The sequence below is a fragment of the Micromonospora sp. NPDC047521 genome, assembly GCF_055587305.1.
The window spans coordinates 1-13,393 of sequence record NZ_JBVJGN010000023.1 but is presented as its reverse complement, the minus strand read 5'-3'; the positions used below and the strand labels follow the sequence as shown (position 1 = coordinate 13,393).

The following is a 13,393-nucleotide window of genomic DNA, read 5'->3' as shown; positions in this document are numbered from 1 at the left end:
GGATGGACGACGTGACCCAAGGCGTGAACCCGCTACGCGACCCGCAGGACCGCCGGTTGCCCCGGATCCCGGAGCCGTGCGCTCTGGTGATCTTCGGGGTGACCGGCGACCTGGCCCGCAAGAAGCTGCTCCCCGCGGTCTACGACCTGGCCAACCGGGGCCTGCTGCCGCCCGGTTTCGTGGTGCTCGGCTTCGCGCGCCGCGACTGGGGTGACGGCGACTTCGAGACCCTCGCCTGCGAGGCGGCCCGCAAGCACGCCCGTACCCCGTGGCGGGACGAGGTGTGGGCGCGTCTGGCCGGCAACATCAAGTTCGTCGGCGGGTCGTTCGACGACGACGCGGCGTTCGACACCCTCGCCGAGACGCTCGACGACCTGCGCCAGACCCACGGCATCACCGGCAACGCGGCGTTCTACTTCTCGATCCCCCCGGCCGCGTTCCCCGTCGTGCTCAAGCAGCTGGCCCGCACCGGGATGGCAGACAACGAGAAGTCCGGCGGTTGGCGCCGGGTGGTGGTGGAGAAGCCGTTCGGCAACGACCTGCCGTCGGCGAAGGCGCTCAACGACCTGGTCGACGACGTCTTCACCCGGCAGGACGTTTTCCGCATCGACCACTACCTGGGCAAGGAGACGGTCCAGAACATCCTGGCCCTGCGGTTCGCCAACAACCTGTTCGAGCCACTGTGGAACTCCAAGTACGTCGACTCGGTGCAGATCACCATGGCCGAGGACGTCGGCATCGGCACCCGCGCCGGGTTCTACGACACGGTAGGCACCGCCCGTGACGTCCTGCAGAACCACCTGCTCCAACTCCTCGCCCTGGTGGCCATGGAGGAGCCGACAAGCTTCGACGCCGACGAGATCCGCGCCGAGAAGCTCAAGGTGCTCAAGGCGATCACCCTGCCGAAGGACGTGGCCCGGGACACCGTCCGCGGCCAGTACCTGCCCGGCTGGGTGGGCGGCGAACGCGCGGTCGGCTACCTGGAGGAGCAGGACGTCCCCGCCGACTCCACCACCGAGACGTACGTGGCGGTGCGCCTCGGCATCCAGAACCGTCGCTGGGCCGAGGTGCCGTTCTACATCCGGGCCGGCAAGCGGCTGCCCCGACGGGTCACCGAGGTCGCCATCATGTTCAAGAAGGCCCCGCACCTGCCGTTCAACGACGCCGACATGGAATCGCTGGGCAACAACCAGCTGGTCATCCGGGTGCAGCCGGACGAGGGCGTGGTGCTCAAGTTCGGCTCGAAGGTGCCCGGCACCACGATGGAGGTCCGCGACATCGCGATGGACTTCCAGTACGGCGAGGCGTTCACCGAGTCCAGCCCGGAAGCGTACGAGCGTCTGGTGCTGGACGTGCTGATCGGCGACCGCACCCTGTTCCCCGACGCCGCCGAGGTCGAGCAGAGCTGGCAGGTGATCGACCCGTTGGAGCACGCCTGGGAGGGCACCACGCCGGAGCCGTACCGCGCCGGTGAGTGGGGGCCGCGGGCGGCCGACGAGATGCTGGCCCGCGAGGGCCGCGCTTGGAGAAGAGCATGATCGGGCTGTGGGACACCACCGGCAACGAGGTGGTCAAGGCGCTCGCCGCCGAGCGGCGCAGCGCCGGTGGCGTGGCCAGCGGCATGGCGCTCACCCTCATCGTCGTGGTGGACGAGCGGCGGGTCCGCGAGGCGGAGGCGGCGGCCACCATCGCCGCCGCCGCCCACCCGTGCCGGCTCGTGGTGGTGGTCCGCTCCGAGATCGAGCGGGACCGCAACCGGCTGGACGCGGAGATCGTGGTAGGTGGCCGGCTCGGCCCGTGCGAGGCGGTGGTCACCCGGATGTACGGGCGGCTGGCCCTGCACGCCGAGTCGGTGGTGATGCCGCTGCTCGTTCCGGACGTGCCGGTGGTCACCTGGTGGCACGGCGAACCGCCGGCGGAGATCGCCACCGACTTCCTCGGTGTGGTCGCCGACCGGCGGATCACCGACTCGGCGCAGGCCGCCGACCCGCAGGAGGCGCTGCGGCAGCGGGCCCGGGACTACGCCCCGGGTGACACCGACCTGGCGTGGACCCGGATCACCCCGTGGCGGACCCTCGTCGCGGGAGCGTTCGACACCACCGAGGCGAAGGTCACCGAGGCGACAGTCGTCGCGCCGCCCAGCGATCCGACGGCGACGCTGATGATCGGCTGGTTGTCCAGCCGGCTGGGCATCACTCCCCGCCGGGTGGACGACACCGAGTTCCCCCGGATGCGGGAGGTGCAGTTGACCTGCGCCAACGGTGACCAGCTGACGTTGACCCGGGAGGACAGCCTGGCCGTCTTCCGCCGGACCGGTCAGGACGACCGGACCCTGCCGCTGGTCCGTCGCCCACTCGGCGACGAACTGGCCGAGGAACTGCGCCGCCTCGACGCCGACCAGGTGTACGCGGAGGCGCTCGGCGCGACAGTCGGGCTGCGCGGCCTGGAGCAGCGTCCACCGCAGCGGGTGCACGTCTGGAAGGACCCGGCCACCGCACAGCGCGCCGAGGCCGGGGTCACCGCGCACGCCGGCACGAGCGGCGAGAGCTGAGCCGCACCGGGGCAGGGCCGGGCACCGTCCCCGCTCTGCCCCGGTCCCGGGGCAGCCCGCCCCACCCCCTCCTCCCCGGGCGTACGTCCGGGCACGACGACGCGACAGCGACCGCTCAGCGGTCGGGAAGGCACAACCCATGAGTGAGGCGAGTGTCGCCGTCCACGCCGACGCCGACCTGCTGGCGCAGGCCGTGGCAGCCCGGCTGCTTGTGAAACTGCTCGACGCGCAGGCCGACCGTGGTGAGGCGTCGGTGGTCCTCACCGGCGGCCGGGTCGCCGCGGCCGTGTACCGGGCTGTCGCCACGCTGCCGGCCCGCGACGCGGTGGACTGGTCCCGCGTCGACGTGTGGTGGGGCGACGAACGGTTCCTGCCCGCCGGCGACCCGGAGCGCAACGAGACCCAGGCGCGGGCCGCCCTGCTTGACGTGGTGCCGCTGAACCCGGACCGGGTACACCCGATGCCGACGTCCGACGGCCCGACCGGCAACGACCCCGAGGCGGCCGCCGCCGCGTACGCCGAGGAGTTGGCGCGCGCCGCCCGGCCGGGGCACGCCGCGCTGCCGCACTTCGACGTGCTGATGCTCGGCGTCGGCGAGGACGGCCACGTCGCGTCGGTCTTCCCCGGGCATCCGGTGCACTACGACACCCGTCCGGTAAGCGCGGTGCGGGGCAGCCCGAAGCCCCCGCCGGTGCGGACCACCCTCACCCTCGCCGCGATCAACACGGCCGAGGAGGTCTGGTTGGTCGCCGGCGGCACCGACAAGGCCCGTGCCGTGGGCATGGCGCTGGCCGGCGCCGGGCCGGTGCAGCTGCCGGCGGCGGGCGTACACGGCGTGGACCGTACCCGCTGGCTGCTGGACCGGGCCGCGGCCGCCGACGTGCCCACCAGGCTGCGCAGCCTGCGCTGACCCGCTACTCGCCTCGGCGGCGGCGCAGCGCGGCCAACGCCTCGTTCAACAGCGCCTCCCCCTCCTCGGCGGTGCGCCGCTCCTTCACGTACGCCAGATGGCTCTTGTACGGTTCGGCGCGGACCCGGCCGGGCGGGTTCTGCTCGTCCTGGCCGGCGGGCAGCCCGCACCGGGGGCAGTCCCACAGCGGCGGCGGCGCGACGTCCGCGGCCATCCGGATGCTGGTCCGATGGTCGTTGCGGCACCAGTAGGTGACGTCCTGTCGGGGCGCGGGTTGGTGTCGCTCGTCCGGGCGGACGGGCGCCGACCCGACCCGGGCGCCGCGGATAACGTTGCCACTAGGCACGGCTGCTCGCTCCTGTCGTCGGAGGGGACCCGCCGCCTTCGGGGGTGGACGGCGGGCGACGCGGTGCAGCGGAGAAAAGCCTGCGCGCGGCCCGTCGAGTGACGGACCGCGCGCAGATTGTACGACTTTACGAGCCTGCTCAGGCGCCGCTGTTCATCTGGAGGCGGAGCCAGAGGCCGAGCCCGACGATGGCGGCGAACCAGACGACGCCCACCAGAACGGTGTAACGATCCAGGTTCTTCTCCGCCACCGAGGAGCCGGCGAGGCTGGAGCTGACACCACCGCCGAACATGCTCGACAGTCCGCCGCCCTTACCGCGGTGCAGCAGGATCAGCAGGGTGAGCAGAACGCTCGTGATGACCAGCAACACGATCAACGTGTATGCGAACCAGATCGGCATGGCTGGGGGCAGTCCTCTCGTAGCGATCCTCGCCCGGACAGGTCGGGCACGATGGCACCGGCCGGTGGACGGGCGGTGTCAAGGATAGCGAGCGATCAGCGGGCGATGTGCTCGGGGAACCGGCAGATCTGCGCGAATTCCTCCGCGTCCAGGCTGGCGCCCCCCACGAGACCCCCGTCCACGTCCGGCTGGGCCATGATCGAGGCGACGTTCGACGCCTTGACCGAGCCGCCGTACAGGACGCGGACCGCGTCGGCGGTCTCGGCGTCGAAGCGCTCCGCCAACCGCTGCCGGACCGCGCCGCAGACCTCCTGGGCGTCCTCCGGCGTCGCGGTCTTGCCGGTGCCGATCGCCCAGACCGGCTCGTACGCGATGACCACCTGCTTGACCTGCTCGGCCGTGAGCCCCGCGAGACCACCGTCGAGCTGGTCGGCGCAGTGCGCCACGTGGGTGCCCTGCTCGCGCACGTCCAGCCCCTCCCCCACGCAGAGGATCGGGGTCAGGTTGTGCGTCAACGCCGCCTTCACCTTGGCGTTGACCTGGGCGTCGTCCTCGTGGTGGTAGGCCCGCCGCTCGGAGTGCCCGACCACCACGTACGTGCAGCCCAGCTTGGCAAGCATCGCGCCGGAGATGTCACCCGTGTACGCGCCGGAGGCGTGCGGGGAGAGGTCCTGCCCGCCGTAGCCGATCAGCAGCCTGTCCCCGTCCACAGCCGTCTGCACGGTGCGCAGATCGGTGAAGGGGGGCAGCACGACCGTCTCGACCTCGGTGAGCTGCTTCTCGGTGAGGCTCGCGGCCAGCTTCTGCACAAGCAGGTTGGCCTCGAGGTGGTTGAGGTTCATCTTCCAGTTGCCGGCCATCAACGGCCGGCGGGTCGTGCTCGCCATGTTCACTTCTCCAGGGCCGCGATGCCGGGGAGGGTCTTGCCCTCGAGGTATTCCAGGGAGGCGCCACCGCCCGTGGAGATGTGCCCGAAGGACGACTCGTCAAGACCGAGCGCACGGACCGCGGCCGCCGAGTCGCCGCCGCCGACGACGCTGAACGCGTCGGCCTTGGTGATCGCCTCGGCGACCCCTCGGGTGCCGGCCGCGAACGCGGCCATCTCGAACACGCCCATCGGGCCGTTCCAGAAGATGGTCTTCGCCTGGGACAGCGCGGCGGCGAAACCGGCGACCGTCTCCGGGCCGATGTCCAGACCCAGCCGGTGACTCGGGATGCCGTCGACCCGGACCGTGTCGTGCGCGGCGTCCGGGGCGAACGCGTCCGCCGCCACCACGTCGACCGGCAGCATGATCTTGCCGTCGGACCGCTCCAGCAGGTTGCGGCAGGTCTCGACCATGTCCTTCTCCAGCAGCGAGGTGCCCACCTCCAGGCCCTGGGCCTTGAGGAACGTGAAGCACATCCCGCCGCCGATGAGCAGCCTGTCGACGGTCGGCAGCAGCGCCTCGATCACCGCCAGCTTGTCGGACACCTTCGAACCACCGAGCACCACCACGTACGGCCGCTCCGGGCTGCCGGTGAGCTTCGACAGCACCTCGACCTCGCGCAGCACCAGACGGCCCGCGACGTGCGGCAACCGGGCCGGCACGTCGTACACGCTCGCGTGCTTGCGGTGCACGGCGCCGAACGCGTCGTCCACGTACGCGTCACCGAACGCGGCGAGCTGGTCGGCGAAGGCGCCCCGCTCGGCCTCGTCCTTGCTGGTCTCCCCCGCGTTGAAGCGCAGGTTCTCCAGCAGGGCGACCTGGCCGTCGGCCAGGCCGGCGACTGTGGAGCGGGCCGAGTCACCAACGGTGTCCTCGGCGAAGTGCACTGGCGCGCCGAGCAGCTCACCGAGCCGCCCCGCGACCGGACGGAGGCTGAACTGCGGGTCCGGCGTGCCCTTCGGGCGGCCCAGGTGCGAGCAGACGACCACCTTCGCGCCGGCCTCGACCAGGGCGCCGAGCGTCGGCAGCACCGCGCGGATGCGCCCGTCATCCGTGATGTCACCGGTCTGCTTGTCGAGCGGGACGTTCAGGTCGGCGCGCACCAGCACGCGCCGACCCGACACCCCCTCGGCGAGCAGGTCGTCGAGGGTCCGGATGCTCACAGCGAGGAACCCACCAGCTTGACCAGGTCCACCAGGCGGTTGGAGTAGCCCCACTCGTTGTCGTACCAGCCGACGACCTTGACCTGGTTGCCGACGACCTTGGTCAGCGGCGCGTCGAAGATGCACGACGCCGGGTCGGTGACGATGTCGGTGGAGACGATCGGGTCCTCGTTGTAGACCAGGATGCCCTTGAGCGGGCCGTCCGCGGCGGCCTTCAGCGCGGCGTTGACCTCGTCCACGGTGGTCTCGCGACCCACGTTGACGGTGAGGTCGGTGACCGAGCCGGTCGGGATCGGCACCCGCAGCGCGTACCCGTCGAGCTTGCCCTTGAGGTCCGGCAGCACCAGGCCGATGGCCTTGGCCGCACCGGTCGAGGTCGGGACGATGTTCAGCGCGGCGGCCCGGGCCCGACGCAGGTCCTTGTGCGGCGCGTCCTGCAGGTTCTGGTCCTGGGTGTACGCGTGGATCGTCGTCATCAGACCGTGCTGGATGCCGAACGTGTCGTGCAGAACCTTCGCCATCGGGGCGAGGCAGTTCGTGGTGCACGAGGCGTTCGAGATGATCGTGTGCTTCGCCGGGTCGTACTGGTCGTGGTTCACGCCCATGACGACCGTGACGTCCTCGTTCTTCGCCGGAGCGGAGATGATGACCTTCTTGGCGCCGCCGTCGACGTGCGCCTTGGCCTTGGTGCCGTCGGTGAAGAAGCCCGTCGACTCGATGACGACGTCGGCGCCGACCTCGCCCCACGGCAGCGCCGACGGGTCCTTCTCGGCGAACGCCTTGATGGTCTTGCCACCGACGGTGATCTCGTCGGCGGTGGCCTTCACCTCGTACGGGAGGCGACCCAGGATGCTGTCGTACTTGAGCAGGTGGGCGAGCGTGGCGTTGTCGGTCAGGTCGTTCACCGCCACGACCTCGATGTCGGCGTCGGACGCCAGCACTGCCCGGAAGAAGTTACGGCCGATCCGGCCGAAGCCGTTGATGCCAACCCGGATGGTCACAGGTCCCATCTCCTCGCGTTCTGGTCCGCCGGCTTCAGACAACGGGCCGGCGAAGTGATGTGCGCCGACCGTTGGAGCCGGCCGTTGACGGTTCATCTCGGCACCCCGCCGCGGTCTGAGGACCTGACCGCCCGAGGCGGTGGGCACGGCGAGGGGTGCCTGTGTCGGCCCCCTTGCCGTACGCAGCGACCTTATCCGAGCGTGCGACGCCACGCTGCGCCGGGTCGCGTCCCGGGCGCACCGCGCGGCCTCACCGTCCTATCAGACCACGAGCATGTCGGGCGTGACGGCTGCTTCGGTATCCGGGATGCCCAGGTCTCGGGCCCGCTTGTCGGCGAGCGCCAGCAGCCGGCGGATCCGCCCGGCGATGGCGTCCTTCGTCAGCGGCGGCTCGGCGAGCGCTCCCAACTCCTCCAGCGACGCCTGCCGGTGCTCCAGCCGCAGGCGGCCGGCATCGGTGAGGTGGTTGGGCGCCTCGTCAGCGAGGATCTCCAGGGCGCGGGTCACCCGCGCGGCGGCGGCCACCGCCGCCCGGGCGGAGCGGCGCAGGTTCGCGTCGTCGAAGTTCGCCAGCCGGTTGGCGGTGGCCCGCACCTCGCGGCGCACCCGCCGCTCCTCCCACGCCAGCACGCTGGAGTGTGCGCCGATGCGGGTGAGCAGCGCGGCGATCGCGTCACCGTCCTTGACCACCACCCGGTCCACCCCGCGTACCTCGCGGTTCTTCGCGGTGATGCCGATGCGCCGGGCCGCGCCGACGAGCGCCAGCGCCGACTCCGGCCCCGGGCAGGTGATCTCCAGTGCGCTGGAGCGGCCGGGCTCGGTGAGCGAGCCGTGCGCCATGAACGCGCCCCGCCAGGCGGACACCGCGCAGCACACGTTCGCGGCCACGACGTGCGGGGGCAGCCCTCGCACCGGGCGTCCGCGTACGTCCAGCAGGCCGGTCTGGCGGGCAAGGGCCTCGCCGTCCTTGACCACCCGAACGATGAAGTGGCTGCCCTTGCGCAGGCCGCCGGAGGCCAGCACGTGGATCTCGCTGGGGTAGCCGTAGACCTCGGCGATCTCCCGCCGCAGCCGGCGGGCCACCGCCCCGGTGTCCAGCTCAGCCTCCACCACCACGCGGCCGGAGACGATGTGCAGCCCACCGGCGAAGCGCAGCAGCGCAGCCATCTCCGCCCGCCGACAGCAGGGCTTGGGCACGTCGACCCGACTCAGCTCGTCCTTGACCGCAGCCGTCATCGCCATTGTGCGTCCCCTCACGGACCTGTTCCGGCGTGTCGCCGGAGATTACGTACGTGTCTAACGATCGGCGCCCAGGACAGGCACCAGCGCGGCGCCCAGGGCAGCCGGATCATGGCGGGGAGTGCCGTCGGTGACGGCGACGGGGGCGAGGACCAGGCGGGCACCAAGCGATTCTGCCGCACGTTCGACCGGTTCGGGGTCACCCACCGCCTTGGCGTCGGCCAGCACGAGATCCACCTTGAGCTCGGGAAGATACCAGCGCAGCGCCGCGAGGTGGTCGGCGACGGAGAGCCCGAGGGTCTCCTTCTCGGCGGCGAGGTTCAGGGTGACCAGCCGCCGGGCCGGGCTGGACACGATCGCGTCGGCGAGCTGCGGCACCAGCAGGTGCGGCAGCACGCTCGTGTACCAACTGCCCGGTCCGAAGATCAACCAGTCCGCCGCGCCGATCGCCGCGAGGGCCTCCGCGCAGGCTGCCGGGGCCGCCGGGGTGAGCCGCAGCGACTCGACCCGCCCGGTGGTGACCGCCACCTGGTGCTGGCCGCGTACCGTGCGCACCTCGTCGGGGGCCGCCGGGTCCGCCCCACGCACCCGGGCCTCGATGCCCACCGGCTGGCGGGACATCGGCAGCACCCGACCGACCGCGCCGAGCATCGCTCCGGCGTGCTCCAGCGCCGCCACCGGGTCACCGAGCAGCTCCATGAGGCCGCAGAGCACCAGGTTGCCCACCGCGTGCCCGGCCAGCCCGTCCGCGCGGGCCGCCGCCGGGTCCGCGTCGGCCCGCGCGAGCGGGGGTACGTCGTTCGCGGGCGTGCGGTGCCCGGGTCCGGCGTTCGCGGGTTTGTCGTTCGCGGGTACGCCGTTCCCGGGCGCGGCGTTCGCGGGGGGCACGTCGTCCGCGGGTGCGTCGTTCGCGGGTGCGTCGGTCGCGGGCACGGCGGCGAAGCGGTGCTGGAACAGTCCGGCGCTGCGGCGGGTGGCCGGGTGGTCACCGGCCAGCGCGACCAGGGCCTGCCGCAGGTCACCCGGGGGCAGGCCACCCCGCTCGGCGCGCAGCCGACCGCTGGACCCACCGTCGTCGCCGACCGTGACCACCGCGGTGATGTCCAGGTCGAGTTCGGGAGCGCAGTGGCGAAGCGCCCGCAGCGACGCGGACAGCCCGTGTCCGCCACCGAACGCCACCACCCGACGCGCCGTCATTCCCGCCCCAGGTCGCGGTGCTGCGCGTTGGCCGCCAACCCGGACTGGCGCAGCCGCCCGGCCAACTCCTCGGCGATGGCCACGCTGCGGTGCTTGCCGCCGGTGCAGCCCACGGCGACCGTCAGGTACCGCTTGCCCTCCCGTTCGAAGCCCGTGGTGGTGGCGTTGACCAGGTCGGCGTACGAGGCGACGAAGGCGTCCGCACCCTCCTGACCCAGCACGTACGCGCTGACCGCCTCCTCCCGCCCGGTGTGCTCCCGCAGCTCCGGCACCCAGTACGGGTTGGGCAGGAACCGGGCGTCAAGCACGAAGTCGGCGTCCGGCGGCAGGCCGTACTTGAAGCCGAACGACAGCACGGTGACCCGCAGCCGGCGGGCGTCCTCGCCGCCGAACAGCTCCTCGATGCGCCGGCGCAGCTGGTTGACGTTCAGGTGGCTGGTGTCGATGATCACGTCGGCCTGGTCGCGGGCCTCCTCCAACAGCCCGCGCTCCACGGCGATGCCGTCGGCCAGCCGCCCGTCGCCCTGCAACGGGTGCGACCGGCGCACACTCTCGAACCGCCGGATCAGCACCTCGTCATCGGCGTCGACGAAGACCACCCGGGGCGAGAAGCCGCGCTCCTTGAGCTCGCGGATCGCCCCGGCCAGGTCCGTGGAGAAGGCCCGCGACCGTACGTCCAGCACCATGGCCGTACGCCGGGCCGCTCCCCCTGCCTTGAACGCCAACTCGGCCATGTCGAGCATCAACGCCTGAGGCAGGTTGTCCACCACGTAGTAGCCGACGTTCTCCAACGCGCGGGCGACGGTGCTGCGGCCGCCGCCGGAGAGCCCCGTGACCACCACCAGGGTGGTCTCCGACTCGGCCGTCGGCTGCCCGTCACCGGCTGTGTGCGCCTCGCTCACCCGTACCCCCAAGCCGTGGCGCCGCGGCCGCCATCGGCCGCGATTGGTCAATCAGCGACTCTATCCCGCCGGCCGGCGCCGGGCCGGGCGCGTCCGCACCCGGGGACCGCGGGTCGCCCTCCCGACAGCGTCCGCCCTTGATGACGATCAGTAAGCATCTATACGCTCCTCGTGATCGCCGCAGGTCAAGACCGACATCTGGGAGGGTGCGATGCACGATCTGGCAGACAAGAACAAGTACGTCGGTTTCCTGTTCATGCGGATCAGTCCGGAGTATTTCGCCCTCGGCCGGGAGGGCATCCACGAGGTCTCCGCCGAGCACGCCCGGGATCTGGGCCGCTTCGCCAAGCAGCTCACCCACGTCGTCTGCACCGGGGTCAACGGGAAGTACGACCAGGTGACGATGGTGGAGGCCGACACCCTCGAGGAGATCAACGCCGCCGCCACCGCGTTCCGGATGGGGGCCAAGGCCCGCTACATCGAGATCGTCGACATCGTCGTCGGGATGAAGGCCCCGCCACGCGGCCTGGCCAACCGGTCCAGCTGACCGCACGCTCGTCCGGTGTGCCCGGGTGCGCCGGGCGAGCGGTGTCGGGGTCGGCTCGTAGACTCCGCGAATGGCTTCCCCCACCGACCTGCGTACCGCTGACGCGCTGCCGGTGCTGCGCCGGGTGTTCGGCTACGACGCCTTCCGCGGCTTCCAGCAGGAGGTGATCGACCATGTGGTCGGCGGCGGCGACGCGCTGGTGCTGATGCCCACAGGTGGCGGCAAGTCGTTGTGCTACCAGATCCCGGCGCTGGTCCGCGAGGGCGTCGCCGTCGTCGTGTCCCCGCTGATCGCGCTCATGCAGGACCAGGTCGACGCGCTCACCGCGGTCGGCGTCCGCGCCGGCTTCCTCAACTCGACCCAGACCCTGGACGCGCGACGCCGGGTCGAGGCCGCCTTCGTCGCCGGCGAGTTGGACCTGCTCTACCTGGCCCCGGAGGCCCTCGGCGTCCGCTCCACCCTCGCCCTGCTGGACCGGGGCCGCATCTCCCTGTTCGCGATCGACGAGGCGCACTGCGTGTCCCAGTGGGGGCACGACTTCCGCCCCGACTACCTCGCGCTGTCGATGCTCCACGAACGCTGGCCGCAGGTGCCCCGGATCGCCCTGACCGCCACCGCGACGAGCGCCACCCGCACCGAGATCGCCACCCGACTCAAGCTCGACGACGCACGGCACTTCGTGGCCAGCTTCGACCGGCCCAACATCCAGTACCGGATCGTGCCCAAGCGGGAGCCGCGCAAGCAACTGCTGGCCCTGCTGCGCGACGAGCACCCAGGCGACGCCGGCATCGTCTACTGCCTGTCCCGCGCCTCGGTGGACAAGACCGCCGAGTTCCTCGTCGCCAACGGCATCGCCGCGCTGCCGTACCACGCCGGCCTGGACGCGGCCACCCGCGCCGCCAACCAGCAACGCTTCCTGCGCGAGGACGGCCTGGTCATGGTGGCGACCATCGCCTTCGGCATGGGCATCGACAAGCCCGACGTCCGCTTCGTCGCCCACCTCGACCTGCCCAAGTCCGTGGAGGGCTACTACCAGGAGACCGGCCGCGCCGGCCGCGACGGGCTGCCGTCCACGGCCTGGCTGGCGTACGGGCTCCAGGACGTCGTCCAGCAACGCAAGATGATCGAGACGTCCGACGGCGACCTCGCGCACCGCCGCAACCTCGCCGCGCACCTGGACGCGATGCTCGCCCTCTGCGAGACGGTGCGCTGCCGCCGCGTCCAACTGCTCGAATACTTCGGCGAGACGACGACTGCCGCCTGCGGCAACTGCGACACCTGCCTCACCCCACCGGAGTCCTGGGACGGCACCGTCGCCGCCCAGAAGCTGCTCTCCACAGTCTTCCGCCTCGACCGCGAACGCAACCAGCGGTTCGGCGCCGGGCAGTGCATCGACATCCTGCTCGGCAGACAGACCGACAAGATCAGCCAGTACGGTCACGAGACGCTTACCGTGTTCGGCATCGGCTCGGAGCTGAGCGAGGCCGAATGGCGGGGCGTGGTCCGGCAACTGCTCGCCGAAGGGCTGCTCGCCGTGGAGGGCGACTACGGCACCCTGGCCCTGACCGAGGCGAGCGCCGACGTGCTGGGCCGCCGCCGTACCGTCACGATGCGCCGCGAGCCGGAGAGGCAGGCATCGAGCCGGTCGTCGAAGCCCCGCGGCTCGGCCACCGTCGTCGCCGAACTGGCCCCGGCCGCCGTACCGGTCTTCGAGCGCCTGCGCGCCTGGCGGGCCGCCACCGCCAAGGAGCAGGGCGTCCCCGCGTACGTGATCTTTCACGACGCCACACTCCGGCAGATCGCCAGCGACGCGCCGGGGACCCTCGCCGAGCTGTCCCGGGTCAGCGGGGTCGGCGAGAACAAACTCGCCAAGTACGGCGAACAGATCCTGGCCGTCCTCGCCGAGGACTGAGGACGCGACGAAGGGCCGGACCCTTTCGGGTCCGGCCCTTCGTTGTGGTGTGGGGGTCAGCTGGTGGCGTAGCCGCGGGTGGCGATCCAGTCGGCGAGGTGCTCGACGGTGACCTCGTACGAGGCGGTGTTCGGGTCGGCGGAGTCGGCGATCTTGACGATGGTGCCGTTGTCGCGGTAGCCGACGACGCTGATGTAGTGCCCACCCTCGAAGGAGTGCACGCCGCCGTCGGTGTCGGTGGTGGTGCCGGCGATGTTGGCGACCACGGCCCGACCCTGGTCGACGGTCTTGACGATGTC

At 71.7% G+C, this 13,393-nt stretch carries 14 protein-coding genes; 5 read left to right on the top strand and 9 right to left on the bottom strand.

The window, feature by feature from the left end:
• Positions 1-23: 23 nt before the first annotated feature.
• From zwf to pgl, 3 genes are all read left to right on the top strand, one after another.
• Entirely contained in the window at positions 24-1,538 is a 1,515-nt protein-coding gene (gene zwf / locus ACZ6N8_RS29760; protein WP_364365996.1) for a glucose-6-phosphate dehydrogenase, read from the top strand.
• The gene (locus tag ACZ6N8_RS29755) at positions 1,535-2,551 is read left to right on the top strand and encodes a glucose-6-phosphate dehydrogenase assembly protein OpcA (RefSeq protein ID WP_364362729.1); all 1,017 of its coding nucleotides are present in this window, start codon (positions 1,535-1,537) and stop codon (positions 2,549-2,551) included. The genes zwf and ACZ6N8_RS29755 overlap by 4 nt, the downstream gene beginning before the upstream one ends.
• A gap of 139 nt (positions 2,552-2,690) precedes the next feature.
• Positions 2,691-3,461 carry a 6-phosphogluconolactonase gene (gene pgl, locus ACZ6N8_RS29750; protein WP_466014207.1) on the top strand — a complete coding sequence of 257 codons (771 nt, stop codon included), beginning with the start codon at positions 2,691-2,693 and terminating at the stop codon, positions 3,459-3,461.
• A 4-nt stretch (positions 3,462-3,465) separates the two neighbouring features.
• Here pgl and ACZ6N8_RS29745 read toward each other — a convergent pair whose 3' ends face one another.
• From ACZ6N8_RS29745 to rapZ, 8 genes are all read right to left on the bottom strand, one after another.
• Positions 3,466-3,807 carry an RNA polymerase-binding protein RbpA gene (locus ACZ6N8_RS29745; RefSeq protein WP_387124156.1) on the bottom strand — a complete coding sequence of 114 codons (342 nt, stop codon included), beginning with the start codon at positions 3,805-3,807 and terminating at the stop codon, positions 3,466-3,468.
• A 139-nt stretch (positions 3,808-3,946) separates the two neighbouring features.
• Positions 3,947-4,207 (bottom strand): preprotein translocase subunit SecG, encoded by a 261-nt coding sequence (secG, locus tag ACZ6N8_RS29740; protein ID WP_109819549.1) that lies wholly within the window; start codon positions 4,205-4,207, stop codon positions 3,947-3,949.
• 95 nt (positions 4,208-4,302) lie between these two features.
• Positions 4,303-5,094 (bottom strand): triose-phosphate isomerase, encoded by a 792-nt coding sequence (gene tpiA, locus ACZ6N8_RS29735; RefSeq protein ID WP_466014205.1) that lies wholly within the window; start codon positions 5,092-5,094, stop codon positions 4,303-4,305.
• A 2-nt stretch (positions 5,095-5,096) separates the two neighbouring features.
• Positions 5,097-6,296 (bottom strand): phosphoglycerate kinase, encoded by a 1,200-nt coding sequence (locus tag ACZ6N8_RS29730; RefSeq protein WP_466014203.1) that lies wholly within the window; start codon positions 6,294-6,296, stop codon positions 5,097-5,099.
• Positions 6,293-7,297, bottom strand: coding sequence for a type I glyceraldehyde-3-phosphate dehydrogenase (gene gap, locus ACZ6N8_RS29725; protein ID WP_364362724.1), 1,005 nt, complete (start codon positions 7,295-7,297; stop codon positions 6,293-6,295). Before gap ends, ACZ6N8_RS29730 begins: the two co-directional genes overlap by 4 nt.
• Positions 7,298-7,558: 261 nt before the next feature.
• Positions 7,559-8,539 carry a DNA-binding protein WhiA gene (whiA, locus tag ACZ6N8_RS29720; protein ID WP_074312802.1) on the bottom strand — a complete coding sequence of 327 codons (981 nt, stop codon included), beginning with the start codon at positions 8,537-8,539 and terminating at the stop codon, positions 7,559-7,561.
• A gap of 54 nt (positions 8,540-8,593) precedes the next feature.
• Positions 8,594-9,733, bottom strand: coding sequence for a gluconeogenesis factor YvcK family protein (locus ACZ6N8_RS29715; protein ID WP_466014201.1), 1,140 nt, complete (start codon positions 9,731-9,733; stop codon positions 8,594-8,596).
• Complete coding sequence (gene rapZ, locus ACZ6N8_RS29710; RefSeq protein ID WP_355049588.1) at positions 9,730-10,635, bottom strand: RNase adapter RapZ; 906 nt, start codon at positions 10,633-10,635, stop codon at positions 9,730-9,732. The genes ACZ6N8_RS29715 and rapZ overlap by 4 nt, the downstream gene beginning before the upstream one ends.
• A 211-nt stretch (positions 10,636-10,846) precedes the next feature.
• On the opposite strand from rapZ, the gene ACZ6N8_RS29705 reads away from it, so the two are divergent.
• Both ACZ6N8_RS29705 and recQ read left to right on the top strand, forming a co-directional pair.
• On the top strand, positions 10,847-11,182 hold the full coding sequence (locus tag ACZ6N8_RS29705) for a hypothetical protein (RefSeq protein WP_355134692.1): 336 nt from the start codon (positions 10,847-10,849) through the stop codon (positions 11,180-11,182).
• Positions 11,183-11,252: 70 nt separating this feature from the next.
• Positions 11,253-13,094, top strand: a complete 1,842-nt coding sequence (gene recQ, locus ACZ6N8_RS29700) for a DNA helicase RecQ (protein WP_466014198.1) — start codon at positions 11,253-11,255, stop codon at positions 13,092-13,094.
• A gap of 56 nt (positions 13,095-13,150) precedes the next feature.
• Here recQ and ACZ6N8_RS29695 read toward each other — a convergent pair.
• Positions 13,151-13,393, bottom strand: a 243-nt coding sequence (locus ACZ6N8_RS29695) for a C39 family peptidase (protein WP_466014196.1), incomplete at its 5' end; no start/stop codon positions are given.

Bases quoted from the DNA above. Each gene is read 5' to 3' on its own strand.
- ACZ6N8_RS29705 (WP_355134692.1), top strand. From the start codon at position 10,847: ATGCACGATCTGGCAGACAAGAACAAGTACGTCGGTTTCCTGTTCATG.
- ACZ6N8_RS29715 (WP_466014201.1), bottom strand. From the start codon at position 9,733: ATGACGGCGCGTCGGGTGGTGGCGTTCGGTGGCGGACACGGGCTGTCC.
- ACZ6N8_RS29755 (WP_364362729.1), top strand. From the start codon at position 1,535: ATGATCGGGCTGTGGGACACCACCGGCAACGAGGTGGTCAAGGCGCTC.
- recQ (WP_466014198.1), top strand. From the start codon at position 11,253: ATGGCTTCCCCCACCGACCTGCGTACCGCTGACGCGCTGCCGGTGCTG.
- secG (WP_109819549.1), bottom strand. From the start codon at position 4,207: ATGCCGATCTGGTTCGCATACACGTTGATCGTGTTGCTGGTCATCACG.
- pgl (WP_466014207.1), top strand. From the start codon at position 2,691: ATGAGTGAGGCGAGTGTCGCCGTCCACGCCGACGCCGACCTGCTGGCG.
- whiA (WP_074312802.1), bottom strand. From the start codon at position 8,539: ATGGCGATGACGGCTGCGGTCAAGGACGAGCTGAGTCGGGTCGACGTG.
- tpiA (WP_466014205.1), bottom strand. From the start codon at position 5,094: ATGGCGAGCACGACCCGCCGGCCGTTGATGGCCGGCAACTGGAAGATG.